Source organism: Aeromonas rivuli (genome assembly GCF_000820045.1).
GTDB lineage: Bacteria > Pseudomonadota > Gammaproteobacteria > Enterobacterales > Aeromonadaceae > Aeromonas > Aeromonas rivuli.
This window is the reverse complement of the sequence record NZ_CDBJ01000043.1, coordinates 35981-59621: the sequence shown is the minus strand read 5'-3', so window position 1 is coordinate 59621 and position 23641 is coordinate 35981. Positions and strand designations below refer to the sequence as shown.

At 59.8% G+C, this 23641-nt stretch carries 24 protein-coding genes; 13 read left to right on the top strand and 11 right to left on the bottom strand.

What is annotated here, in order from left to right:
* Positions 1–97 precede the first annotated feature (97 nt).
* The 7 genes from BN1130_RS09190 (at position 98) to deoD (ending at position 7353) form a co-directional block, all read left to right on the top strand.
* A complete protein-coding gene (locus tag BN1130_RS09190; protein ID WP_042041625.1) occupies positions 98–871 on the top strand; it encodes a TatD family hydrolase in 774 nt (257 codons plus the stop codon).
* Positions 872–1096: 225 nt separating this feature from the next.
* The gene (locus BN1130_RS09185) at positions 1097–2371 is read left to right on the top strand and encodes a NupC/NupG family nucleoside CNT transporter (RefSeq protein WP_042041624.1); all 1275 of its coding nucleotides are present in this window, start codon (positions 1097–1099) and stop codon (positions 2369–2371) included.
* Positions 2372–2492: 121 nt separating this feature from the next.
* On the top strand, positions 2493–2663 hold the full coding sequence (locus tag BN1130_RS09180; RefSeq protein ID WP_042041623.1) for a XapX domain-containing protein: 171 nt from the start codon (positions 2493–2495) through the stop codon (positions 2661–2663).
* A 387-nt stretch (positions 2664–3050) separates the two neighbouring features.
* Complete coding sequence (gene deoC / locus BN1130_RS09175) at positions 3051–3824, top strand: deoxyribose-phosphate aldolase (RefSeq protein ID WP_042041621.1); 774 nt, start codon at positions 3051–3053, stop codon at positions 3822–3824.
* A gap of 106 nt (positions 3825–3930) precedes the next feature.
* Positions 3931–5262 carry a thymidine phosphorylase gene (gene deoA, locus BN1130_RS09170; protein ID WP_042041619.1) on the top strand — a complete coding sequence of 444 codons (1332 nt, stop codon included), beginning with the start codon at positions 3931–3933 and terminating at the stop codon, positions 5260–5262.
* Positions 5263–5276: 14 nt separating this feature from the next.
* The gene (locus BN1130_RS09165) at positions 5277–6485 is read left to right on the top strand and encodes a phosphopentomutase (RefSeq protein ID WP_042041617.1); all 1209 of its coding nucleotides are present in this window, start codon (positions 5277–5279) and stop codon (positions 6483–6485) included.
* A 154-nt stretch (positions 6486–6639) separates the two neighbouring features.
* The gene (gene deoD, locus BN1130_RS09160; protein WP_042041615.1) at positions 6640–7353 is read left to right on the top strand and encodes a purine-nucleoside phosphorylase; all 714 of its coding nucleotides are present in this window, start codon (positions 6640–6642) and stop codon (positions 7351–7353) included.
* Between the two features lie 234 nt (positions 7354–7587).
* On the opposite strand, the gene BN1130_RS09155 is transcribed toward deoD, so the two are convergent.
* From BN1130_RS09155 to BN1130_RS09145, 3 genes are all read right to left on the bottom strand, one after another.
* Positions 7588–8529: a DUF2950 domain-containing protein gene (locus BN1130_RS09155; protein ID WP_042041614.1), complete on the bottom strand. Its 942-nt coding sequence runs from the start codon at positions 8527–8529 to the stop codon at positions 7588–7590.
* Positions 8529–10202, bottom strand: a complete 1674-nt coding sequence (locus tag BN1130_RS09150) for a DUF3300 domain-containing protein (RefSeq protein WP_042041613.1) — start codon at positions 10200–10202, stop codon at positions 8529–8531. Before BN1130_RS09150 ends, BN1130_RS09155 begins: the two co-directional genes overlap by 1 nt.
* Positions 10203–10709: 507 nt before the next feature.
* Complete coding sequence (locus BN1130_RS09145) at positions 10710–11348, bottom strand: AhpA/YtjB family protein (RefSeq protein ID WP_042041612.1); 639 nt, start codon at positions 11346–11348, stop codon at positions 10710–10712.
* 117 nt (positions 11349–11465) lie between these two features.
* Between BN1130_RS09145 and serB the strand changes: the two genes are divergently transcribed.
* Both serB and BN1130_RS09135 read left to right on the top strand, forming a co-directional pair.
* Positions 11466–12473 carry a phosphoserine phosphatase SerB gene (gene serB, locus BN1130_RS09140; RefSeq protein ID WP_042041931.1) on the top strand — a complete coding sequence of 336 codons (1008 nt, stop codon included), beginning with the start codon at positions 11466–11468 and terminating at the stop codon, positions 12471–12473.
* A 24-nt stretch (positions 12474–12497) separates the two neighbouring features.
* A complete protein-coding gene (locus BN1130_RS09135) occupies positions 12498–13409 on the top strand; it encodes an alpha/beta fold hydrolase (RefSeq protein ID WP_042041930.1) in 912 nt (303 codons plus the stop codon).
* 118 nt (positions 13410–13527) lie between these two features.
* On the opposite strand, the gene BN1130_RS09130 is transcribed toward BN1130_RS09135, so the two are convergent.
* The gene (locus tag BN1130_RS09130) at positions 13528–15915 is read right to left on the bottom strand and encodes a PilZ domain-containing protein (RefSeq protein ID WP_042041611.1); all 2388 of its coding nucleotides are present in this window, start codon (positions 15913–15915) and stop codon (positions 13528–13530) included.
* Positions 15916–16015: 100 nt separating this feature from the next.
* On the opposite strand from BN1130_RS09130, the gene radA reads away from it, so the two are divergent.
* Entirely contained in the window at positions 16016–17380 is a 1365-nt protein-coding gene (gene radA, locus BN1130_RS09125; RefSeq protein WP_042041609.1) for a DNA repair protein RadA, read from the top strand.
* Positions 17381–17467: 87 nt separating this feature from the next.
* Here radA and BN1130_RS09120 read toward each other — a convergent pair whose 3' ends face one another.
* Both BN1130_RS09120 and BN1130_RS09115 read right to left on the bottom strand, forming a co-directional pair.
* Positions 17468–17848 carry a PilZ domain-containing protein gene (locus BN1130_RS09120; RefSeq protein ID WP_042041608.1) on the bottom strand — a complete coding sequence of 127 codons (381 nt, stop codon included), beginning with the start codon at positions 17846–17848 and terminating at the stop codon, positions 17468–17470.
* Between the two features lie 85 nt (positions 17849–17933).
* Positions 17934–18419 carry an Rsd/AlgQ family anti-sigma factor gene (locus BN1130_RS09115; RefSeq protein WP_042041607.1) on the bottom strand — a complete coding sequence of 162 codons (486 nt, stop codon included), beginning with the start codon at positions 18417–18419 and terminating at the stop codon, positions 17934–17936.
* A 337-nt stretch (positions 18420–18756) separates the two neighbouring features.
* Here BN1130_RS09115 and hupA point away from each other — a divergent pair, with 337 nt between their 5' ends.
* Together hupA and BN1130_RS09105 are read left to right on the top strand one after the other, a co-directional pair.
* Positions 18757–19029: a nucleoid-associated protein HU-alpha gene (gene hupA, locus BN1130_RS09110; protein WP_005305063.1), complete on the top strand. Its 273-nt coding sequence runs from the start codon at positions 18757–18759 to the stop codon at positions 19027–19029.
* 102 nt (positions 19030–19131) lie between these two features.
* Positions 19132–19557, top strand: coding sequence for a hypothetical protein (locus BN1130_RS09105; protein ID WP_042041606.1), 426 nt, complete (start codon positions 19132–19134; stop codon positions 19555–19557).
* 72 nt (positions 19558–19629) lie between these two features.
* Here the strand turns inward: BN1130_RS09105 and BN1130_RS09100 are convergent, their stop codons facing one another.
* The 5 genes from BN1130_RS09100 to BN1130_RS09080 all read right to left on the bottom strand — a co-directional run bounded on the left by BN1130_RS09100 (position 19630) and on the right by BN1130_RS09080 (position 22567).
* Positions 19630–20046 carry a DUF4426 domain-containing protein gene (locus tag BN1130_RS09100; protein WP_042041605.1) on the bottom strand — a complete coding sequence of 139 codons (417 nt, stop codon included), beginning with the start codon at positions 20044–20046 and terminating at the stop codon, positions 19630–19632.
* A gap of 21 nt (positions 20047–20067) precedes the next feature.
* Entirely contained in the window at positions 20068–20370 is a 303-nt protein-coding gene (gene yggU, locus BN1130_RS09095; RefSeq protein WP_042041604.1) for a DUF167 family protein YggU, read from the bottom strand.
* A complete protein-coding gene (locus tag BN1130_RS09090; RefSeq protein ID WP_042041603.1) occupies positions 20370–20921 on the bottom strand; it encodes a YggT family protein in 552 nt (183 codons plus the stop codon). Before BN1130_RS09090 ends, yggU begins: the two co-directional genes overlap by 1 nt.
* A gap of 13 nt (positions 20922–20934) precedes the next feature.
* The gene (gene proC, locus BN1130_RS09085) at positions 20935–21759 is read right to left on the bottom strand and encodes a pyrroline-5-carboxylate reductase (protein WP_042041601.1); all 825 of its coding nucleotides are present in this window, start codon (positions 21757–21759) and stop codon (positions 20935–20937) included.
* A gap of 106 nt (positions 21760–21865) precedes the next feature.
* Positions 21866–22567: a YggS family pyridoxal phosphate-dependent enzyme gene (locus tag BN1130_RS09080; protein ID WP_042041600.1), complete on the bottom strand. Its 702-nt coding sequence runs from the start codon at positions 22565–22567 to the stop codon at positions 21866–21868.
* Between the two features lie 39 nt (positions 22568–22606).
* On the opposite strand from BN1130_RS09080, the gene tapT reads away from it, so the two are divergent.
* On the top strand, positions 22607–23641 hold the full coding sequence (gene tapT / locus BN1130_RS09075) for a type IVa pilus ATPase TapT (protein WP_042041599.1): 1035 nt from the start codon (positions 22607–22609) through the stop codon (positions 23639–23641).

Genomic DNA, 23641 nt, shown 5'->3' with positions numbered 1-23641 from the left:
GGGATCCCCCGAGCTAAGCTCAGATTAAGAGTGTTCCGTCCCTCACTGGGTCGGTAACCCGCCTCCTTTCTTCTCTTTATATAGCGAGCCCTGTTCTATGCGGTCGTTTGACAGCCACAGCCACCTGGATTTCCCCGACTTTGATCAGGATCGTGCCGCTCTGCTGGCTGAGTGTCGCCTGCGGGGCGTGGCGGGCTTCATCATCCCCGCTATCGGTGCCGGCAACTGGCGCCGGGTGATGGCGCTGGCGGCGAGCGAGCCCGACATCTTCTTCGCTCTCGGTGTGCACCCATGCTTCGTGGCCGATCAGCCAGAGGATGTGATGGCGCAGCTAGCTGCCCTGGCCGCTGCACGACCGGCGGGTCTGGTTGCCATAGGGGAGTGCGGTCTGGATGGGCGATCCCATCTGGTCCAGGAGGGGCAGTTAGCCCTGTTTGAGGCACAAATCAGGTTGGCCATGGGGATGGATCTCCCCCTCATCGTCCATTCGGTGCGAGCCAACGACGATGTGCTCAAGCTATTGCGCCGTCACAAGCCGGCCAGGGGAGGGGTCATTCATGCCTTCAGCGGCTCTTTGCATCAGGCTGAGCGTTTCTGGCAACTGGGTTTCAAGTTGGGTATTGGCGGTACCATCACCTATGAGCGAGCCAATAAAACCAGAGAGGCGGTAGCGGCCATGCCGCTTGAGTCTCTATTGCTGGAAACGGACTCCCCAGACATGCCATTGTCGGGGGCGCAAGGGGAGCGTAATTCGCCACTCTCTCTATTAAGGGTGCTTGATGAATTGGCAAATATAAAACGTTTGCCTGCCGAGTATGTTGCAAGGGTGTTGTGTGAATCCACATTCCGCAGTTTTCATCTCCATAAATAAATAATTAACATTAATTCAACCTGGCAATGCTCGTGGGTGAAAAAGCACGGGGATAAAAATCGTTTGCGGTCTAATTTAGCGCCAGTTAGTCGATTTGATGCTTACAAAATGTGACCGCCCTTATACTTTGTCGCGAGCCAGTTAGTATAATGCGCACCCTTGATTGATAAGTTTGGGACACAACTTATTAACAAGTTGGAAGGTGCTACTACGAGGAAGATAACAATGAGTTTGATCATGGGTCTGGTAGGGATGGCGACGCTCATCCTTATCGCGGTGCTGTTCTCCAGCAACCGCAAGGCAATCAACATCCGTACCGTGGCAGGTGCGTTTGTTATTCAAGCCGGTCTGGGGGCATTCGTTCTGTATGTTCCGGTTGGCCGCGATATTCTGGTCGGCGTCTCCAGTGCCGTTTCCAGCGTCATTAGCTATGGCCAGGATGGTATTAATTTCCTGTTTGGTGGCCTGGTCAGCGATAAGATGTTTGAAGTATTTGGTGGTGGTGGCTTTGTATTTGCCTTCCGCGTTCTGCCAGTCATCATCTTCTTCTCTTCCCTGATTGCCGTTCTCTATTACCTCGGCATCATGCAACTTGTCATCAAGGTGCTGGGTGGCGGACTGCAAAAAGTGCTGGGTACGTCCCGTACTGAATCTCTGTCTGCGACTGCCAACATTTTCGTTGGTCAGACCGAGGCCCCGCTGGTGGTGCGTCCCTTCATCGGCAAGATGACCGACTCCGAGCTGTTTGCCGTCATGTGTGGTGGCCTGGCCTCCGTAGCCGGTTCCGTACTGGCCGGTTACGCCGCCATGGGCGTCAAAATGGAATACCTGATTGCTGCCTCCTTCATGGCTGCCCCGGGTGGTCTGTTGTTCGCCAAGTTGATCGTGCCTGAGACCCAGAGTCCGAACTATGACGAGAACAGCGCCGATGGCGACCTGGATGACAAGCCAGCCAACGTGATCGATGCCGCCGCAGCCGGTGCTTCCTCCGGTATGCAACTGGCCCTGAACGTCGGCGCCATGCTGCTGGCCTTCATCGGCTTGATCGCCATGATCAACGGTATCTTCTCCGGGATCGGTGGCTGGTTCGGCTATCCTCAGCTCTCTCTGGAACTGCTGCTGGGCTGGTTGTTCTCCCCGCTGGCCTTCCTGATTGGTGTGCCTTGGAGCGAAGCGACCGTCGCCGGTTCCTTCATCGGTCAGAAGCTGGTGGTGAACGAGTTCGTGGCCTATCTGAACTTTGCTCCTTACCTGAAGGATGAAGTGCTGATCAATGGCGTGGCCATGTCCGACCACACCAAGGCGATCATCTCCTTCGCCCTGTGCGGTTTCGCGAACCTCTCCTCCGTGGCTATCTTGCTGGGTGGTCTGGGTTCCATGGCACCGAACCGTCGTGGTGACATTGCGCGCTTCGGTCTGAAAGCCGTGTTGGCAGGTTCCCTGTCCAACCTGATGTCTGCAACCATTGCAGGCTTCTTCCTGGCCCTGTCCGCGATCTAAGTACGGCTGACAAGCCTTAAGCCGAACGCCACAGCATATGCTGTGGCGTTCGCATTTGGGGAGCTGACAACCGTTTTCCTCCCTAAACTCATCACAAGAAGTGAGTCAAACCGGAGGTTCTATGAACGAAGTGTTACTGGCCATGGTTGCCGGCTTCATCGTCGGCCTGTTGTTTTCTTTCCTCAAATTGCCGATCCCGGCACCACCGGTATTATCCGGGGTGATGGGTATCGTAGGAGTCTACCTTGGTGGTGTCGCCTACTCTTGGGTGTTGACTCGCTTCTTCTCCTGAGCAGGAGAAAGTGATGGATTTGCCTGGTGTGAGATACCTCTGGAATTGGCAAATCCGGCTTGCAAACAGGGGGTATCTCGGCTGAAATAGGCATTGCCAGCAGGGTGCTGGCATTGACTAATGCCCGATGGGATCGGGTGTTGGCGGTCAAATGGAATTGATTGGGAATCAGGGTCTGATGTGCATGACCTTTCTCAAGTCTTCATGGAACCAAGTCCGCACTTTTGTAAGAAAGTGACAGGGCTCTTGCCTTATTTACAGTCTATTGCCCGTGCAGTCGCACTGTATTTCCATGCCCGCATGCTGGGTGGAACCTGTCGGCCAACTGCGTCTTCGCAGCTGACTCGTTTGCCTCATGGGGCCCAATCAAAGACTTTGGAGAATTTCATGACCGATCTGAAACTGGCTGCCCAACGCGCCTTGAACCTGATGGACCTGACCACCCTGAACGATGACGACACCGATCAGAAGGTTGTCGACCTGTGCCGCAAGGCCAAGTCCCCGGCCGGCCTCACCGCCGCCGTCTGTATCTATCCCCGCTTCATTCCCATCGCGCGCAAGACCCTGCGCGAGATCGGCGCTGCCGACGTGCGCATCGCCACCGTGACCAACTTCCCCCATGGCAACGACGACATTGAGATCGCCGTGGCCGAGACCCGCGCTGCCGTCGCTTACGGTGCTGATGAGGTGGACGTGGTGTTCCCGTACCGCGCCTTCATGGCTGGCAATGAACAGGTCGGCTTCGAGCTGGTCAAAGCTTGTAAGGAAGCCTGTGGCGACCAGGCACTGCTGAAAGTGATCATCGAGACCGGCGAGTTGAAAGAAGAAGCGCTGATCCGTCGCGCCTCCGAGATCTGCATCGATGCCGGTGCCGACTTCATCAAGACTTCCACCGGCAAGGTGCCGGTTAATGCGACCCCGGAAGCTGCCCGTATCATGATGGAAGTGATCAAGGCCAAGAACCCGAAAGTCGGCTTCAAGCCGGCTGGTGGCGTGAAAGATGCCGCCGTGGCCGGTCAGTACCTAGCCATGGCCGAAGAGATCCTGGGCAAGGAGTGGGTCTCCCCGCGTACCTTCCGCTTCGGCGCCTCCAGCTTGCTGGGCAGCCTGCTGGCGACCCTGGGCCATGGCGACAAGCCTGCCAATACCAGCGGTTACTAAGTTGCACAGAGGGCGAGCGCGGCTCGCCCTGTTATGCCCCTGCCCAGCCATGTGCGGGCAGGGATAACGGCTTATGTGACGCCTGCAATGGCGGAGGGAATGAAAGATGTTTTTGCCTCAAGAAATTATTCGCAAGAAGCGCAACGGTGAAGCGCTCACTACCCAGGAGATTCAATTCTTCGTCCAGGGCATTACCAACAACAGCATCGGTGAAGGCCAGATCGCGGCCCTGGCCATGGCTGTCTACTTCAAAGACATGACCATGGACGAGCGGGTCGCCCTGACCTGTGCCATGCGCGACTCCGGCATGGTGCTGAACTGGGAGAGCCTGAACCTGGGTGGCCCCATCGTCGACAAGCACTCCACCGGTGGCGTGGGTGATGTGGTCTCCTTGATGCTCGGCCCCATGGTCGCCGCCTGCGGTGGCTTCGTGCCGATGATCTCCGGCCGTGGCCTGGGCCACACCGGCGGTACCCTGGACAAGCTGGATGCCATCCCCGGCTACCAGACCTCGGTCGACAACGATCGCTTCCTGAAAGTGGTGAAAGAGGCGGGTGTGGCTATCATCGGCCAGACCGGCGATCTGGCCCCGGCTGACAAGCGCATCTATGCGGTGCGTGACATCACCGCCACCGTCGAATCCATCGCCATGATCACCGGCTCCATCCTCTCCAAGAAGCTCGCCTCCGGGCTCGAAGCCCTGGTGATGGACGTGAAAGTCGGTTCAGGCGCCTTTATGCCGACGTTTGAAGCATCTGAGGAACTGGCGAAAAGCATAGTGGCCGTGGCCAACGGTGCCGGTTGCCGCACCTCCGCCCTGCTGACCGACATGAACCAGGTGCTGGCCTCCAGTGCAGGCAACGCCGTGGAAGTGCGCGAGGCGGTGCGCTACCTGACCGGTGAGTACCGCAACCCGCGCATCCACGAAGTGACCATGGCGCTCTGTGCGGAGATGCTGATCTCCGCCAAGCTTGCGAGCGACGAGCAAGACGCCCGTGCCAAGCTGCAGGCGGTGCTGGACAACGGCAAGGCCGCCGAGATCTTCGGTCGCATGGTGACCGGCCTCGGTGGTCCGGCGGACTTAATGGAGCGTTACGACAGCTACCTGCCCAAGGCTGCCATCGTACGCCCTGTGTACGCAGACCATGCCGGTTTCGTGACCGCCATGGATACCCGTGAACTGGGTCTGGCCGTGGTCGCCATGGGCGGTGGTCGTCGCGCCGCCGGTGACAAGCTCGATTATGCGGTTGGTCTGACCGACTTTATCCGCCTGGGGCAGCGCATCGAGGCTGACAAGCCGCTTGCCCTGATCCACGCTCAAACAGAAGCTCAATTTGCCGAGGCCGCCCGCATGGTGCAGGCTGCCATCAAGATCGGCGACACCCAGCCAGAGGCACTGCCCGAGGTTTACCGTCGCATCGGTCTGGCCGATTTGTAACAGGGGGAACACCCATGAAACGTACCTTTATTCTGATGATGGACTCTTTCGGTATTGGTGCCGCCGCCGATGCCGACAAATTCGGAGATATCGGCGCCAACACCCTTGGCCATATCGCCAAGGCCTGCGCCGCCGGTGAGATTGAAGGCCGTGGTGCCCTCAACCTGCCCAACCTCAACAAGCTGGGCCTGGGCCACGCAGGGGAGCAGGCTTCCGGCTACTTCCCGGCAGGCTTGAAGAAAGATATCGAGGTGGTCGGTGCCTACGGCTTCGCTCAGGAGCTCTCCTCCGGCAAGGACACCCCGTCCGGCCACTGGGAGATCGCCGGCGTGCCCGTATTGTTCGAGTGGGGCTACTTCAAGGATCACCACAACAGCTTCCCCCAGGAGCTGCTGGACGCCATCGTCGAGAAGGCGGGCCTGTCCGGTTATCTGGGCAACTGCCACGCCTCCGGCACCCAGGTGCTGGACGATCTGGGCGAGGAGCACATGCGCAGCGGCAAGCCGATCCTCTACACCTCTGCCGACTCCGTGTTCCAGATCGCCTGTCACGAAGAGACCTATGGCCTCGAGAAGCTCTACGAGCTGTGCCACATAGTGCGCGAGCTGCTGGAGCCCTACAACATAGGTCGGGTCATCGCCCGTCCGTTCGTGGGCAGCGGCAAGGGCAACTTCAAGCGTACCGGCAACCGTCACGACTACTCGGTACTGCCGCCGGCGCCGACCGTGCTGGACTACATGAAAGAGGCGGGTGGCCAGGTGGTCTCCATCGGCAAGATAGCCGACATCTATGCCAACCAGGGCATCACCAAGCAGGTGAAAGGCACCGGTCTGGCCGAGCTGTGGGACAGAACCCTGGAAGAGGTGAAAGCCGCCGGTGACAACACCATCGTCTTCACCAACTTTGTCGACTTCGACTCCTCCTACGGCCACCGCCGTGATGTGAAGGGTTATGCGGATGCGCTGGAGTATTTCGACGCCCGTCTGCCGGAGCTGTTCGAGATACTGCAAGATGGCGATGTGGTGGTGCTGACCGCTGACCACGGCTGCGATCCTACCTGGGGCGGCACCGACCACACCCGTGAATACATTCCGGTGCTGTTCTACGGCAAGCCGGTCAAGGCGGGCAGTGTCGGTCGTCGTGAGACCTTCGCCGACATCGGTCAGAGCATCGCGGCCTACCACGGTCTGCCCAAGCTGCAATACGGCACCAGCTTCCTGTGATGCTGCCCCTGGGCCGGGCCGTGGGGCTGATCCTGCATGGCCTGCCCAGGGTGCAGCAGGGTATCTGCTTCCTGTAATTTACGCGCCCGCCGCCTCGGTGGCGGGCAACCAATAAAGACAATAAAACTCAACCTAGTGTGAAGGAATCAAGAGAATGGCAACTCCTCATATCAATGCGAAAGATGGCGCCTTTGCTGACACAGTACTGATGCCAGGGGATCCCCTGCGCGCCAAGTACATCGCCGAAACCTTCCTGGAGAACGTCGAGCAGGTATGTGACGTGCGCAGCATGCTCGGCTTCACCGGCACCTACAAGGGCCGTCGCATCTCCGTCATGGGTCACGGCATGGGCATCCCGTCCTGCTCCATTTACGCCACCGAGCTCATCAAGGACTATGGCGTGAAGACCATTATCCGTGTCGGTTCCTGTGGCGCCGTGCGTGAAGATGTGAAACTGCGTGACGTGGTGATCGGCATGGGTGCTTGCACCGATTCCAAGGTCAACCGTCTGCGCTTCAAGGATCACGACTTTGCCGCCATCGCCGACTTCGACCTGGTAGCCAATGCCGTGCAAGCCGCCAAGAATAAGGGCGTACCGGTGCGCGTGGGTAACATCTTCTCCGCCGATCTGTTCTACACCCCGGATCCTTCCATGTTCGACGTCATGGAAAAATACGGCATCCTGGGTGTCGAGATGGAGGCCGCTGGTATCTACGGCGTGGCCGCAGAGTACGGTGCCAAGGCACTGACCATCTGTACCGTCTCCGATCACATCCGTACCGGTGAGCAGACTACCTCCGAAGAGCGTCAGCTGACCTTCAACGACATGATCGAAATCGCGCTGGACTCCGTGCTGCTGGGTGACTGATCCCGCGGCTTCGGCTCCATGCAAAACGGCGACCTCAGGGTCGCCGTTTTTTTATGATATTGATCCGCTGATCGACAACAGCAATGCTATTTCTGTTGGCCGATGACGAGACTGGCTGGCCTAAACGCCAGAGCGCAAAGCGGGGCCAAAAGGCCCCGCATCATCTCCTGTGCTCTCAATCACACCGCTCTGGGCCCATCCTATTTGCCAAGATCCGATAGTAGATAAAGCGCCCTAATCACCCTCTTTGCTAACCACCAGCGACCAGCTCTTATCGGGATCGAACAGCTGAACTGCCTCAGCGGCCGTTGCCGTGTCTGCCCCCAGATCCTTTTGATAAACCCGCCCCTCGTGATTCACCATGAAGGTCATCACCCCGCTGTTGGCATAGTCGGCCGGCCAGGCGATCAGGGCAACACCGTCTCTTAATTGCCCTTCGACAAAGTACTCTTTACTGCCCCCATTGGCTGCGGCTCCCTGGGCATACAAGATACGGTAGTAGTAGCCATGATAGGGAGTGCGTTGACCGACCACGGCCTTATAGCCCTCTGCCGCGGCACTGACGACCTCCTCTCCGGCCGGGCTTGCTGGTTCCCCCTCGGCCACAGGCCAATAGAGTCCATTTTGTTGCCCTGCATCACTGCGTAGTTTTGCCGCAAAGATCCCCGCTGTCTGGCCATCATGCCCCATGGCGGCGTACTCTATCTGCGCGTCGATAAAGCCACGGCACACCGCAATCGCCCCCAACTCATTCCGACCGATGCGGCGATAGGCGATCTCTTTGGCACCTGCTGCGCCATCGAGATACCACTTGCCATCTGCGGCCACGAGGGGGATGGGCAGTGGCCATTCCGACTCCCCCACGACCAGCAGCATTTTATCCTTACCTTCGGCCACCAGTTGGTGCTTGCTCTTGAAGCTCGCGACGAAGGCGGTGCGATCATTGGCATCGGCCACCTCATCCCCCGAGGTGATGGCCTCCTCACTATTTTCGCCGAGCAACAGCGTCAGTGCGGTGACATCGTTCCTGTCCAGGGCCGTGATCAGGGCCTGTACCGCCTCATCCGGGGTGGCGAAGGTGCGCGGTGCCATGGCGCTTGCATTGCTGGCAACGGTCAGGGCCAGCAGGGCCAACCCCCATGAGGGGGCCCAACTCCATTTCAACAAACGCTTCATTATCGCGTACTCCGTCTGGGTTGAGTGTTGCGCCCGGCATGCGCGCTACTAGCCACACTTTCACGCCCACGCTGGCTGGCGGCGCGCTCGGTTCTGCCCGTATTATGCACCCCTTGGAAGGCACTCCTTGAGGTGGAGGCCGCAGGTGCTCTGCGTGTTGCAGTCTGCGCCGTGCTCTTGTGGTGAGTGGCGCGTGCTTGGACATAGCCGCGATCACGGGCTCCTGCGGTCTGTGGCGTGATTTGCTGCCGCTTGACCTTGTCTCCTGCGTAGTTGCCCTGGCGCGGCGTGCGTTGGGCCACATTCGCCTCCCTGCTCACCTGTCTAGCGTCGCGTGTCGCCTTGGCGTTTTCGCTTTTGGGCTGGCGATTGGCTCCCGCATAGCTCCCCTTCGGCGCTGTTGCGCGAGCCTCCCTGTTCACCTCATTGACTGCGCGTGGTGCGCCGGCGTATTCGTTTTTAGGTTGGCGATTGGCCCCCGCATAAGTCCCCTTAGGTGTGGCATCTCGTCGGCCCCCAGCCTCGTTATTCAGCGAGCGTGGCTCCAGGGTAGCCAGCTCAGCACGCTGGGGGCGCGCCGCTGTGATGGGGCTGTCGGCTTGGCGCAGGTAGTTATTGGGGCCGCGCTCAAACTTGTTGAAGTAATCGTTCCCCTTGGCATTGATATAAATATTGTTGTTGGATCCCCGCTGATAGTTGGCCGGACGGTTGTAGCCATTGGCGGGACGAAAACCATTGCCATAGTTGGGGTTATAACGATAGGGAGCGTAACCGCCGGGATAATCGGATCCCCACCGCGGGTAATAATCTCCCTCATCATCATCGTCGTTGAAGACCTCGTTGACCAACATGCCCGCACCAAAGGCGAGCAAGCCCGTCACGACCATATCACCGCGGTCGTACTCATCCTCGTCATCATCATTTTCTACCACTGTCGTGGTCGTTGCCGCAGGCACGGTCGTTGTCGTGGTTGCTGTGGTCACCGGTGCTGAGGTCGGCCCGGCAGCTGGCGCGCTATAGACGGCGGTTGGGTCGTATTGCGGGACGTAAACGACGTCAGGGTTGGCAGGCGCAATGGTGACGATCTGCTGATTGTTCTGCTCATCCTTGGCCACTTTCATTTGTTCCGAGTCTTTCAGGTTGCCCACCTCCATCGCCTGTTGACGCAGGCGCTGAACGGCTGCCAGCACGCCCGGTTCATCGGCCAGGAAGGCGCTGCCCAGCTCAGTCGTCCACTCCATCTTCAGGCACATCATGTCCATGACGGTTGGGAAGTGCATCAGCGACATGGTGGGCGGCGTAAAGCCCAGCGGCGCAATGGCGGCGGTCAGCTCTTTCCCCTTGAGATCGGGGTGGGCGACCAGCCAGTTGCCGGCATCGAGCACCTCTTGCGGATTGGTGGCGCTGGCCAGCACCTGAGCCAATACCGCATCAGGGTAAAGGGCTACGGGCGCAAGCAGGGTCTCGAGCGCCTCTGGGGTATATTTCGATGCTTGTGTGTTAATCGGCTGAGGCTGCGCTTGCGGTGCGACCGCAGCGCTGGCTGTGCTGGCGGCCGCGCTGGGCTGGACGCTTTGCGCGACGGGGGGGGGCTCCTCTTTGCATGCCGCCAATACCGTGCTGAGGGCGATCAGGGCCGCCAACGCGCTACGGTGAAATAGGGGTTGCTTCATGATCTTGCTTCCTTCTGCTGGAGTGGCTGATGCGCCTCTTGCCTGATGATTTCCACAAATGTTGTATCTCAATGCATTCAATGCGGGCGTTTCATACCGAAAACATAAACCACTAATCGAGATCACACCCAAAACCGGCTGGAAAGGCGTGAAAAATTCGTTTGCTCCTGTCCCAAGCTACCCCTGAACACCTTAACGTGACCAGAATCAGATGGACAAACCTGAGAAGTGAAGGGCTATGGGATACCGCCTTCGGTGGCGCTAGAGATTCAATCAATGCACGTTGGGATGGAGATGATCTAGGCGCAGCACAGTTGGACGCCGATGCGGCGCAAATGGCTGGACAGGCTGGTCAAGGCACTGCGGCATGAAGTGATGGTGGAGCGTCACTTCGTCAACGAGCGCTTCAGCGACGACGGCGGAACCAAGCGACTCGATACTCTGCTCGATCAGCTACTCGAACCGCCGGGGGTAATAACAAGCTCAACGGGTTTCGCGAACGGCGCCTTATTCGATGCCGGGCGGCGGGGCGTTGTCGGCGGAGGACTGGCTCTGCACCGATCTCTTCTTGTGCTTGCGGACCCGCATGTAGTTGCGACGCACCCCGTAGGAGATGAGCAATCCCGCCAGCAGCATCACCAGCAGCATCAGCCGCTGTTTCTCCTGATTGACCTTGAGCTGGTTGTCTTGCTTGGCCAGCATCTGCTGCTCTTCCAGGGTGATCCTCAGGTAGCCGAGGGTCTTGTCACCGTCGAGGATCTCCTCGACATAGGGCAAGCGCCCCTTGCCCTGCTTGGGTTGCGTCGCGTTATCCGTGCCTATGGGGAGCAGGCTGTCGATAGGCAGGGCTTGATCCGATTGGGCCAGTGGCACGCCACGAGCATCATAGAGGGTAACATCAAGGATCTCGGGGGATTGCGCCAGCTCCTCGGCGAGGCGCTCCAGTTCGTTCTCGTTGTCCTCCTTCAGCCAGCGGCGCATGTCGCGGCTGGCATAGCTGACCAGAGCCTGGGCCCGGGTGCGGGCCTCGTCATGCAGGGCAGCCTGGCTGGCACTTTGCATGTGGATCAGCAGTGCCAGGACCCAGGCGCCGAGGGCGATACCGGCGCCGAGACTCAGCAGACGTTTGACTGGCATATGACGCAAGGGGCTCTCCTGATTGCGGGTGCTGGCGGGATCTTGGCGCTTGCCTGTATAAAAAGCAATACGCTACTCTGGCCCGCACTGCTTATCTCCCCGACATCCAAGGAAGGTTTTTTGCTCATGTTGTTGTCCCACTTACCTCAAGCCCCCACCGATTGGGCAGCCCAGCTTGCCTCTTTTCCCCTGTGGGAGCTGCGTCTCGATAGCCTGGTTGGCACTCGCCATCCCTTGACGGGGGGCTGGCTGGTACTGTTCGGCCATGATCTTGGCGCCCGCCACCTGCAGCAACTGGCGCCCCTGCTGGCCCTGGAGGGGGTGCCTGCCTGCCTCTATCCTGTGACCCGCATTGCCGGTGTGCCCTTGTTGTTGATCGGTACCGACAGCTTCTCCACCGCCCTGGCCGACGTCATCCGACAGGAAACCTGGACCATAGACATCTGTCATCTGGAAACCTTGCCGACCTTGAGCGAACCGGGCCTGCTGGTGATGGACATGGACTCCACCGCCATACAGATGGAGTGCATCGACGAGATTGCCCGCCTGGCCGGAGTGGGGGAGCAGGTGGCTGCGGTGACCGCCGCCGCCATGCAGGGCAAGCTGGAGTTTGCCGACAGCCTGCGCAGCCGGGTGGCGCTGCTGGCTGGTGCCCCGGTCAGCATACTGGATGAGGTCGCCGTGAACATGCCCTGGATGCCGGGGCTCAAACTGATGGTCGATACCCTCAAGCAGGCGGGTTGGACCCTGGCCATCGCATCGGGCGGCTTTACCCGCTTCGCCGGCGAGTTGCAAGGGGCTCTGGGTCTGGACGCTATTTTCGCCAACGAGCTGGAGGTCGCGAATGGTCATCTGACCGGTCAGGTAGCCGGAGCCATTGTGGATGCGCAGGCCAAGGCCCGGGTGCTCAGCCAGCTCGCCACCGAACGCGGTATCGCCACGGCCCAGACGGTGGCGGTGGGGGATGGCGCCAACGATCTCAACATGATGGCGGTCGCCGGACTCGGCATTGCCATCCACGCCAAGCCTCTGGTGCGTGCCCAGGCGAGCGCCAGCCTGGATCATCACGACCTGGAGGGGGTCATCTGCCTGCTGGGGGCTCGCGCCTGCGCCACGACACGCTGGGATGGCTGAGTCCACACCAGGGAGGATGTCATGATGGAACTGCTGCAAGACTCTCATTACGTCGCATGCGGGGCGCACAGGCTGCACCTGCGCCAGATAGGCCCCACGCTGGTTAGCCAGGCCGAGCCTGTGCTCATGGTCCATGGGGCCATCGAGAATGGTCGCATCTTCTATACCGAATCGGGCAAGGGGTTGGCTTGCTTCCTGGCCCGGCACGGTTATCAGGTCTATGTGGCCGACTTGCGAGGCCGTGGCCAGAGTGAGCCCAGTATCGCCAAGGTGCAGGATCATGGTCAGCATGAACTGATCACCGAGGATCTGCCCACTCTGCAGGCCTGGATAGCGGCCCGTCACCCCGGTCACAAGGTGCACTGGGTGGCGCACTCCTGGGGGGGGGTCTTGATGGCCTCGACCCTGGTGCGGTTTCCCGACTTGGCTGCAGGGATAGCCAGCCTGCTGTTCTTTGGCAGCAAGCGGGGGGTCTCGGTGCAGAGCCCCGAGCGCTGGCTGAAGGTGGATCTAATCTGGAACCGGCTCGCGCCCTGGCTGGCGCGCCGCCAGGGTTTTCTGGCTGCCCGCAAGTTGAAGATAGGTGCCGACGATGAGCCGCTGCGCTACCTGGAGGAGACGATCCCCTGGGTCAAGTGCGGCCCCTGGCAGGATCCTTATGATGGCTTTGCCTATGATGAGGCCGCCGAGCGGGTCCCTTGGCCGCCGCTCTGGCTCATCTCGGCCAAGGCGGATCGGGTGCTGGGTCACCCCGAGGATGTGCATCGTTTCGGCGCTGAACTGGGCGTCCGAGCCCGGCCCCGTCATACCCGCCTTGGCCGGGACAGGGGAAATCGGCTCGATTACGACCACATCAACATGTTGACGGCGCCCCAGGCCATCGACGATCACTTCCCCGAGATCCTCCGCTGGCTGAGTCACCCGGCGGCCAGCTAAGTGGCGCACGTGAATTGACAGAAGAGATCCCAGGGGCCACCTGACAAGACGCGGATCAGCCAGCTGATCCGCGTCTTGTTATCTCATCATCGAAAGCGGGCCACCTGCCCCGGCTCCCTCAGGGCTTGGCGGGTTCCAGCCCTAGGCGCAGCAGGGTAGCCTGGGTGGTATCGGTCAGCTCGCCGACTCCGACCACGCTCCACAGCTCGTCCTCCAGCCGCTTGGCTTTATGAATGGCGAACTTGGCGATGTAGTCCAGCTCGCTGGCGATGAAGTTGGTGTCCGGTCGGCCGGTGCGCGACAGCCCCATCTGCACCGAGTAGAACTCTCCCTTGAGCCTGGCATGGCGAATAAAGTCCCGCTTGGCCCCAATGTCGACCAGGGTGCTGGCCGCCACACTGTGGAACTGGGGGGCGCCATTGGCCAGCCGCTGCCAGCTGATATAGATCTCGACCTCCCTGGGCAAATCTTCCCGCGCCATGGCGCGCAGGGGATCCAGCATCAGCTGGCGCAGCAGATCGCCCTGGAGCAGGGGGTAGAGATTGCCCTGCTCGGGGGCCTCGGCGCAGGCTTGCAGCAGGCGAGCCAGGGAGCGGGGCCGAGGGGCCAGCGCCAGGGTCGCGGGTTTGATGCTGTTTTTGCCCTTGTTGATATAGATGGGGTTGCTGAACACGTGGTGGCTGTAAATGTTGCGCAGGGCCCGGGCCAGGCCACGATACCGACGCAGCCCCTGTGCGGTTTTCAGCTTGGTGCGGTTGCTCTCGATCAGCAGGCTGAAAAACTGGCGACCACTGTGGCGCTCGGGTTCCCCCTCGATGCAGAGGTGCAGCACAGTACGGCTCTGATTGAGGTTGACCAGCCGATAGCGCAGGGTCTGCAGATCCAGGTTCTTGGTGAGGGGTTGCAGCCTGGGCAGGGAGACAGTGACCAGATCACCCTTGCTGCCGGGGAAGGGGCTCTCCAGCTCGACTTGCATGCCGTGGGCCGAGATATCGCGGGTCCAGCCGACACAGGCTTGCTCATCCAGGCGCAGGGCGACCGCAGTCTTGTGCAGGTAGCGAGCCTCGCGCCTGAGCTGGACATAGTGCAGGGTCTCCACCTCGAAGAGGGCCGGGTTTGGCTCGTGGCCGAAGCGCTGCAAGGCATTGGCATTGTGTTGATGCTGGGGTTGAGCCAGGTATTCATCCCGCACCGGTTCGCTCGGGATCTCCTGTAATAGCCCGACATAGCCGAGCCGCTCTAACCGGGTGCGCAGCAGCTTGTCCTGGCTCAGGGGGATCTCCTGGGTCGGCAGGCTACTGATGTCGGCCTCGGTCAGGGTACAGGGGTCGAGGGAGAATTTGTAAACCCGGAAGCTGGGTCTCTTGGCCGCCACTTGAAAGAAGAGGTCGCGCAGCCCGCTTTCGGCCAGCTCCTCGGCGGTGGCGGAGAAGAAATAGAGGTGGCTGCGCACCGCGTGGGTGAAGCTGTAGATCAGAGTCTCGCGGCACTCATCGCCACTGGGCAGCAGAGCGTTCAGACGACGGGGGGGAAACAGGCCCGCCAGGGTCCCTTGATTCTTCTCGTCGCGCCAATATTCGAGCAGGTGCAGGTTGTTCTCGCTCTTGAGCACCACCTCGAGCCGTGGCGCCTCACCGGGACTCTCTTTGCTGAAGAAGAGCGGCAAGCCGCTCATCCGTGGCAGGAAGAACTGCTCGTAACCCTTGATGATGGCCGCCGACAGCAGGTGATCCACGCTGACTCTATAACGGCCCTTGTTGCTCTCAATGAAGCGAGCCAGGTACTCATCGAAGCGCGCATTATCCCCCTCGCGGATCAGCCGCAGCCAATATCTGTCATCACGGCTCTCCTGACCCAGGATGCGATAACCCACCCCTTTGGCGAGGCTGGGGTGGGAGGACTCCTTGTCCAGGCCATGGAAAAACACCTGGACCTTGTCCCCAGATTCGAAGCGCGGCAGATAGGGCACTGAGACCCGGATGCCGCCGATGGAGAGATCCGAGCTCTTGGCATTGACTCGCTCACCGTTGACCAACGCCAGTTCCAGGGGGGAGCTGAAGTGCATCCTGTCCTGGCTGCGTCCGACGTAGCTGGCGAAGGTGATGAGGTTGACATCGAGTTGGCGCAGCTGACCCGGCTGATGCTGGCTCGGGGGCAGGCTCCGGTTGTGGGCCCTGCGCTGCCACGCCTGCATCGCCTCATAGACCCCCAGGGTGTAACGATCCCGGTAGAGATAGCAGTGGGACTGGAACTGGGCGATGGCCTCATCGGGCATGAAGTGGGTAACCCCGGCAAACTCGAATACCCGGCAGGCCTGCGGCCAGTCGGGGCGCATGTCGAGCACCCGGCGACTGTCGGCGCCGCGTCGGTTGAGTTCCATCTTCAGGAGAAAGCGGGTATTGCTGCTCTGTTCGGCGGTGAGACGCAAGAAGATCTCTTCAAAATCGGCTTCCCGCTGCAGGGTAATGAGTTGATCGATGAGTGGTTGTTGTTCGGCTAGGTCCATGTGTTCCTGCTACGGAAAGTCAATTTTCCGGTTCCGGGTTTGATCTGTCGGGCTGAACCGAGTATATCAAGCAGGCATTCATCCTGTCCCCGAGTTATCCATGGCCAAAAATAAAACAGCTTACGTCTGCTCCGAGTGTGGCGCCGCCTTCAGCCGCTGGCAGGGCCAGTGCGGCGAGTGCAAGGAGTGGAACACCATCACAGAGGTGCGTCTTGGTACCGCGACCCCGGGCGCAGGGGCTCGCTACGGCGGCTATGCCGGTGCCATCGGCAGCAAGGTACAGACCCTGGCCGAGATCGCCACCACCGAGATCCCCCGTTTCAGTACAGGTTTCAAGGAGCTGGATCGGGTGTTGGGGAGCGGCGTGGTGCCGGGATCGGCGGTATTGATCGGCGGCAGCCCCGGGGCGGGCAAGTCGACCCTGCTGCTGCAAGTCATGTGCGGGCTGGCCGAGCGGATGAAGACCCTCTATGTGACCGGGGAAGAGTCCCTGCAGCAGGTCGCGATGCGGGCCAGTCGCCTGGGGTTGCCCACCGACAAGCTGCGCATGTTGTCGGAGACCAGCGTCGAGCAGATCTGCCTCATCGCCCAGCAGGAGCAGCCCCAGTTGATGGTCATCGACTCCATCCAGGTGATGCATGTGGCGGACGTGCAATCCGCGCCCGGTTCGGTCTCCCAGGTGCGGGAATCCGCAGCCCTGCTGACCCGCTACGCCAAGCAGAATCACGTGGCCATCTTCATGGTGGGTCATGTCACCAAAGATGGCACTCTGGCGGGTCCCAAGGTGCTCGAACACTGCATCGACTGCTCCATCATGCTCGATGGTGGCCACGACTCGCGTTTTCGCACCCTGCGCTCCCACAAGAACCGCTTCGGTGCCGTCAATGAACTCGGGGTGTTCGCCATGACGGGGCAGGGGATGAAGGAGGTGAGCAACCCTTCCGCCATCTTCCTGAGTCGGGGTGAGGAGCAGGCACCTGGCTCTATCGTCATGGTGATCTGGGAGGGCACAAGGCCGCTGCTGGTGGAGCTGCAGGCGCTGGTGGATTACTCCCAGCTCTCCAACCCGCGCCGGGTGGCCGTGGGCATGGATCACAACCGTCTCGCCATGCTGCTGGCGGTGTTGCACCGTCATGGCGGTTTGCAGATGGCGGATCAGGACGTCTTCATCAACGTGGTGGGCGGCGTCAAGGTCGAGGAGACCAGTGCGGATCTGGCCCTGCTACTGGCCATGGTGTCGAGTTTTCGCGATCAGGCTCTCCCCAAGGATCTGGTGGTGTTCGGCGAGGTGGGGCTCTCTGGGGAAATTCGTCCGGTACCCTCGGGTCAGGAGCGGTTGCAAGAGGCGGTCAAACACGGTTTTCGCCGCGCCATAGTGCCCTTTGCCAATGCGCCCAAGCACCCTATCGAGGGGATGGAAGTGGTGCCGGTCAAGAAGCTGGCGGATGCGCTGGAGGCGCTCTGAGCGAGAGTGGGGCGATGAAAAAAGGGCGCAGGCGCCCTTTTTTCATCTGAATGGCGGGTGATTGATCCCAGCGGCGCGAGACGCCGGTCAGGGGTGGGGATGCGCGAGGTGCTCGGCCAGCAACTGCTCCAGCTCTCGATGGAGCAGGGCTTCGTCTCCCACATTGAGTTCGATCATGCGCTTGAGGTGGCTGGCGCTGTCGATGTCGATATGGTGGCAGTAAAAGCCGAGGCGATGGTCATCCTCATGACTCAGTTCGACTTCCATGGTCAGCATGATGTCACTGTCGGCCAAGGTAAAACTGAGTCGATAGTCTAGATCCTCGCCGGGATGCCAGACGCTGGGACGTTCCAGCAAGGCCCCCTGCAGGGAGACATCGACCAACTGGGTCGTCCAGGTCTGTGAGCCCTGACTCAGGCTGGCCTGGGCCGCATAGAGTACGCGTGAGAAGCGGCGACGCTCTGTCATTATCAATTCCTGCCTTGTGGTATCCCGCGCCTGAGTGTAATCCACTCAACCTCTCTTGAATTTGCGCTGGCTCCGATATTGCGACTCAATCGGGTTGAGAGCTCAGGGTTTCGACCACCTGCAGGGCGGAGATCAACCTGTCTTCGTACTTGAACCTGTCTTCCAGTACCGGTCCCAGCTTGTTGAGATCCTCATCCAGACTCAGGAGCTGGGCTTCGTCGGCATCACTGTATTTGTCGTTGAACTCGAGGGCAAATTCGGTGCAGCTGCGAATATGAGGGTAGATTCGTTTGGCTAGCTCCAGGCTGTCGCCACTGGCTTGCTCGAAGGCGTTGACCACATGGTGATAAATCTCGAAGTGGCCGGCACTGACATAGTCGACGAGCTGTTCGCAAAATTGCTGCAGTTCGGGACAACCGGGCAGGCAGCGCTGCTGTTTGCTGCGTGAAGGGCTGAGCCCGGCAAGACGGATATATTCAACCAGCAGGGCCTGCCTCGCCTCGAGCCAGTCATCGATCGCCTTGTGCTTTCCTGCCAGCGCGTCTTTGGTCTTTTCCAGTTCAGTTAACATAGTCCCTCCATGGGGCATTAGCTGGGAGCACTCTGGCTCCGGCCTCCTGAGTGACGACAGCAACGGCCATCAGGAAAGTAGATCTAAGCTCAACCTCAATGTAAGGATATTGTTACCTCATCCGGGGGGACTGTGACAAGCACCTTCCATGGTCTGCTCATCTTTGGTGCTGCTGTGGTCAGAATAAGCCGTACCCTGGCTGGATCTGTGACTTTTTTCGCACTTCTTGATGAAAAGCCCAGCATTTGAGTCCGCCGTCTGGATAAAGCCTTTGCCTGAGTCTTTTTTTTTGCATAGAGTGACCAAGTGCTAAATGCCCGATCATAAAGGAAATGTTATGAACAAAGCTCAACTTGTCGATGCAATTGCCGCCAAAGCGGATCTGAGCAAAGCTCAGGCTAAAGTGGCCCTGGAAGAGATCATCAACGGTATCACCCAGAGCCTGAAAGAAGGTGATGCAGTCCAGTTGGTAGGTTTTGGTACCTTCAAGGTGAACCATCGCGCTGGCCGTACCGGTCGCAACCCGCAAACCGGTAAAGAGATCCAGATTGCTGCCGCGAACGTGCCCTCCTTTGTGGCCGGCAAGGCGCTCAAAGACGCCGTCAAGTAATCTCCCAAAACCCGGCGCTCGCCGGGTTTTTTCTTCCCGCTGTCACCGCTTTTCGTTTCGGATACACTCAAGTTATACAGCTCGCTGTAGTGGAGGTAGACGATGGAACAGAAAAACGCCATTCGGCAGGTTGCCGTCCCCTGGGCTCCGTCCCGTCAACTTCCCCCGGGTCTTGTGGTTGCCGAACTGCATCAAGATATTTGGGGTGACTCCTTGACCGTGGTGCTTGGCCGCGCGCGCAGTATCGACTTGCCTCCTCTGATCCTGTGCCGCGTGCACTTTCGCCATATCCTGGCGGTGCGGGTGATGGAGGATTGCGATCTGGCGGAGGGGAAAGAGAGTCACAGCATCGAAGAGCAGATCCAGCTCATCACGCCGTCGCGCTTTGCCAGCTGGTTCCATCAGGAATCCGATGGCCTGCATCTGGATGATGACATTCAGCACTACCGTATCTCGACCTGGGACTACTGCGCCGATGTGCTCACCTCCCACTCCCCCGAGCTGCAGTTCGTCGATCCCGAACCTTGATGGCAGGAGCATGATAGAAAAAGGGGCATCAGCTGATGCCCCTTTTGTTGTCCGTCATCTGTGGCCAGCGGGTCAGTCCACGTAGAAGGTCTGCTGGAACTTGAGTGTTTCCTGCCGACCGTCCGCCATGATATTGATGGTGAACTGGTAGGTGTCTTCATTGCGATAAGGCAGCACGGCCAGATAGTAGATGGCATCCCCCTCCTTCACTTGCTGGAAGCTGAGGGTGCGAAGGGTGCCAGTCAGGTTCTTGGCCTCACCGGTCAGGCCCGCCGCCAGCGCCTTGCCGTTCTTGTCCTGCACCGCAATGTTGAGGATGCCGTTGTAACGGCTGCGCTCCAAGCCATAAGCCTTGGCGACCTCAGGAGTGAGGAAGCTGGAGTTGAAGGCGTTGTAGTGAACCTGCCAGGGACCGAGAGCCTGCATCTGCTCAGCTCGCAGCGGCAGCGTCATCAGGAGGGCCAACAGGCAAACCCATGCTGTTTTCATCGTGTCATCCTTCTCATCGAATTAGCGTGGAGCCGCAGGGATCAGCGCGGCTATCTCGGCCGGGATCTGCCTGGGCGCGTCGATCGCCACCGTCTTGTGGCGACCCAGTTCGCCCCGCAGCAGCCGTATCTGCCCCTTGGCGCCCCTGAACTGCTTGGCCAGAAACTTGATGAGATGGGCATTGGCCTGTCCATCGACTGGCGGTGCCGTAATGGCCACCTTCAGCTCCTCACCATGCAGGCCCACTATCTGATCCCGGCTCGCCTTGGGTTGAATGACCAGGTGCAGCACCAGTGCATCATTCTGCCAGGCGACGGCAGGCATCAGATCATCCACCACAGCTGACCAAACAGATCCCCCAACAGATAGTTTACGGCCTGCAAGCCGATAAAGGCGACCAGGACGGAGAGATCCAGACCGCCGAGAGCCGGCAAGATGCGGCGAATGGGGGCGAGGAAGGGTTCGGTGAGCTGATGCATCACGTATTCGATGGGGTTGCGACCCTGGCTGACCCAGCTCAGGATGGCGCGGATCAGCAGGATCCAGAAGATCATGGAGCCCGCTTTTTTCAACACGGTCAGCAGGGCGAACAGGCCGAGGGTCAACCAGTCGGCGACCATGACGTTCATGGCCTTGAGCAGGGCCAGCTTGGCGAAGGCTATCAGCAGAGCCAACACCACCGAGGCGAGATCCAGGCTACCCAGGCTCGGGATGAGGCGACGCATGGGCACCACCAGCGGGTTGGTCAGCTTGACCACCATCTGGCTCATGGGGTTGTAGAAATCGGCCCGCGCCCACTGCAACCAGACGCGCAGCAGTACCACCATGAGGTAGAGATCGAAGACGGTGTTAATCAAAAAATAAGCAGTGTTCATCTGGACTCCTGATTTAGAAGAGGGTTTCCATCTCGGCGGCGCGGGTCACGGCAGCCTGCATGGCGTTGGCGGTGAGCGGCAGCAAGCCTTGCTCCTGGAAAGTGCGAATGGCCTCGGCCGTGGTGCCGCCCTTGCTGGTCACCTGTTCACGCAGGCTTTGCAGCGACAGCTGAGGATTTTGCTCTACCATGGCGGCGGCGCCAAGGGCAGTCTGCTGCACCAGCAAACGAGCCTGCTCCGGACTAAAGCCCATGGCCTCGGCCTGTTCGGCAATGGCCTGCATAAACAGGAAGAAGTAGGCAGGGGCACTGCCAGCGGCGGCGATGACGCCATTGATGCCGGACTCTTGCTCGACCCAGAGGGTCTTGCCGACCGATTGCATCAACTGCTCGGCAAAGTGGCGATCCTCGGAGGCTATGGCGGCAGGGGCATAGAGGCCTGTCATGCCCAAGCCCAGCAGGGAGGGGGTGTTGGGCATGGTGCGGATGATGCGGTGATGACCGCCAGCCATCTCGCAGAGGCGATCGACCTTGATGCCGGCGGCAATGGAGATGAGCAGCTTGCCCTCCAATGAGCCCAATTCGCTGACCAGGCTCGCCAGCATGGCAGCCATCAGCTGCGGCTTGACCGCCAGTACGATGACGTCGCTCACTCTGGCGACCTCGGCGTTATCCTGGCTGACGCCGATACCAAATTGCTGGACCAGCGCATCGAGCTTGGGACGGCTGGGGTTGGCGGCCAGGATCCTGTCTGCCGGATAACCCGATTGATGAAGGCCGGCTATGATGCTGCGGCTCATGTTACCCGCCCCGATGAAGGCGATGGTTCTGTGTTGCATCAAGCTCTCCTGCTGATGATGTCTGTGGGCCTGACGCAGCAATGAGCCCCATTTTTCAGGTGACCAGGCGTCAGGCTCTCCGGTGAATGATGTTCCAGGGCGCCTGTCAGGGGTAATCACGGGCACCGAAGATGGCGGTGCCGACCCGGACCATGGTGCTGCCGTGCAAGATGGCGAGCGCCAGATCTTCTGTCATGCCCATCGAGAGGGTATCGACCGTGGGATATTGTTGCGCAAGCCGGGTGAACAGAGCCTGCATGCGCAGCATCTGTTGTGCCAAGACGGCGTGATCCTGAGTGTGCTGCGGTATGGCCATCAGACCGCGCAACACCAGGCGTTCGGATTGATTGACCAACTGGGCCAGCCGGAAAATCTCTTGTTCCGAAGTACCGGATTTGCTGCTCTCTCCGCTAATATTGATTTGCAGACAGATATTTAGCGGCGCAAGCTGCGCCGGTCTCTGCCGAGAGAGCCGCTCGATCAGCTTGTCTCGATCGACGCTTTGCACCCAATCGAATCGCTCTGCCACCTGCTTGGACTTGTTTGACTGCAAGGGGCCGATAAAGTGCCATTCTATATCGGCATAGCCCGCCTGGTCGCGCAGTGAGTCTATCTTGCTGCAAGCTTCCTGGGCATAGGATTCACCGAAACAGCGCTGTCCGGCACCATAGGCATCCTGGATGGCCGCGAGGGGTTTGGTCTTGCTGACCGCGAGCAGGCGGATCTGGTCAGGGTGCCGTCCGGCCGCGTCGGCGGCCAGCTGAATGCGTTTCCTGACCTGAATAAGCTGTTGGAAAATCTGGCTCATATTTCGTTAACGATCTTGTGATGGGAGAATGACAAGTCTATGGATATCACAGAGTTATTGGCCTTTAGTGTAAAACATAATGCCTCGGACCTACACCTCTCGGCCGGTGTGCCACCGATGATCAGGGTTGATGGCGAGGTGCGCAAGATCAATTTGCCAGCCCTGGATCAGCGGGAAGTGCACGCCCTTATCTATGACATCATGAACGACCATCAGCGCAAGGAACTGGAAGAGCATTTTGAGGTCGATTTCTCGTTTGAGGTGCCCAACATGGCACGATTCCGGGTCAACGCCTTCCAGCAATCCCGCGGCGCTGGCGCCGTGTTCCGCACCATCCCCAGCACGGTGTTGAGTCTGGAAGAGCTCGATGCCCCCGATATTTTCCAGAAGATTGCCGAATATCCACGGGGTCTGGTGCTGGTGACCGGGCCAACCGGCTCGGGCAAGTCCACCACCCTGGCGGCCATGGTCAATTACATCAACGAGAACTTCCATCACCATATCCTCACCATCGAGGATCCCATCGAATTCGTGCACGAAAACAAGCGCTGCCTGGTCAACCAGCGTGAGGTGCACAGGGACACCAAGAGTTTTTCCAATGCCCTGCGCTCAGCGCTGCGGGAGGATCCGGACATCATACTGGTGGGGGAGATGCGCGATCTGGAAACTATACGCCTCGCCATGACGGCGGCCGAGACCGGTCATCTGGTATTCGGCACCCTGCACACCTCCTCGGCGGCCAAAACCATAGACCGCATCATCGATGTCTTCCCCGGTGCGGAGAAAGACATGGTGCGATCCATGCTGTCCGAGTCACTGCGAGCCGTTATCTCCCAGACGCTGCTCAAGCGCATTGGGGGCGGACGGGTCGCTGCCCACGAAATCATGCTGGGGATACCGGCGGTGCGTAACCTTATCCGTGAAGACAAGGTGGCCCAGCTCTACTCCGTTATCCAGACAGGGATGGTGCACGGCATGCAGACCATGGATCAGAGCCTCAAGCAGCTGGTGGGGCGCGGGACAGTGGCCTCCCTGGATGCCAGGGCCAAGGCGGTGGATCCCAATTCTATCTAG

Coding starts and splice junctions, on each gene's coding strand:
- BN1130_RS09080 (WP_042041600.1), bottom strand. CDS start 22,567: ATGAGCCAGATTTTCCAACAGCTTATTCAGGTCAGGAAACGCATTCAG.
- BN1130_RS09105 (WP_042041606.1), top strand. CDS start 19,132: ATGGAACAGAAAAACGCCATTCGGCAGGTTGCCGTCCCCTGGGCTCCG.
- BN1130_RS09130 (WP_042041611.1), bottom strand. CDS start 15,915: ATGGACCTAGCCGAACAACAACCACTCATCGATCAACTCATTACCCTG.
- BN1130_RS09090 (WP_042041603.1), bottom strand. CDS start 20,921: ATGAACACTGCTTATTTTTTGATTAACACCGTCTTCGATCTCTACCTC.
- proC (WP_042041601.1), bottom strand. CDS start 21,759: ATGCAACACAGAACCATCGCCTTCATCGGGGCGGGTAACATGAGCCGC.
- tapT (WP_042041599.1), top strand. CDS start 22,607: ATGGATATCACAGAGTTATTGGCCTTTAGTGTAAAACATAATGCCTCG.
- radA (WP_042041609.1), top strand. CDS start 16,016: ATGGCCAAAAATAAAACAGCTTACGTCTGCTCCGAGTGTGGCGCCGCC.
- BN1130_RS09155 (WP_042041614.1), bottom strand. CDS start 8,529: ATGAAGCGTTTGTTGAAATGGAGTTGGGCCCCCTCATGGGGGTTGGCC.
- deoA (WP_042041619.1), top strand. CDS start 3,931: ATGTTTTTGCCTCAAGAAATTATTCGCAAGAAGCGCAACGGTGAAGCG.
- BN1130_RS09135 (WP_042041930.1), top strand. CDS start 12,498: ATGGAACTGCTGCAAGACTCTCATTACGTCGCATGCGGGGCGCACAGG.
- BN1130_RS09185 (WP_042041624.1), top strand. CDS start 1,097: ATGAGTTTGATCATGGGTCTGGTAGGGATGGCGACGCTCATCCTTATC.
- BN1130_RS09180 (WP_042041623.1), top strand. CDS start 2,493: ATGAACGAAGTGTTACTGGCCATGGTTGCCGGCTTCATCGTCGGCCTG.
- BN1130_RS09150 (WP_042041613.1), bottom strand. CDS start 10,202: ATGAAGCAACCCCTATTTCACCGTAGCGCGTTGGCGGCCCTGATCGCC.
- yggU (WP_042041604.1), bottom strand. CDS start 20,370: ATGCCTGCCGTCGCCTGGCAGAATGATGCACTGGTGCTGCACCTGGTC.
- BN1130_RS09190 (WP_042041625.1), top strand. CDS start 98: ATGCGGTCGTTTGACAGCCACAGCCACCTGGATTTCCCCGACTTTGAT.
- BN1130_RS09120 (WP_042041608.1), bottom strand. CDS start 17,848: ATGACAGAGCGTCGCCGCTTCTCACGCGTACTCTATGCGGCCCAGGCC.
- hupA (WP_005305063.1), top strand. CDS start 18,757: ATGAACAAAGCTCAACTTGTCGATGCAATTGCCGCCAAAGCGGATCTG.
- deoD (WP_042041615.1), top strand. CDS start 6,640: ATGGCAACTCCTCATATCAATGCGAAAGATGGCGCCTTTGCTGACACA.
- BN1130_RS09115 (WP_042041607.1), bottom strand. CDS start 18,419: ATGTTAACTGAACTGGAAAAGACCAAAGACGCGCTGGCAGGAAAGCAC.
- BN1130_RS09165 (WP_042041617.1), top strand. CDS start 5,277: ATGAAACGTACCTTTATTCTGATGATGGACTCTTTCGGTATTGGTGCC.
- serB (WP_042041931.1), top strand. CDS start 11,466: ATGTTGTTGTCCCACTTACCTCAAGCCCCCACCGATTGGGCAGCCCAG.
- BN1130_RS09100 (WP_042041605.1), bottom strand. CDS start 20,046: ATGAAAACAGCATGGGTTTGCCTGTTGGCCCTCCTGATGACGCTGCCG.
- deoC (WP_042041621.1), top strand. CDS start 3,051: ATGACCGATCTGAAACTGGCTGCCCAACGCGCCTTGAACCTGATGGAC.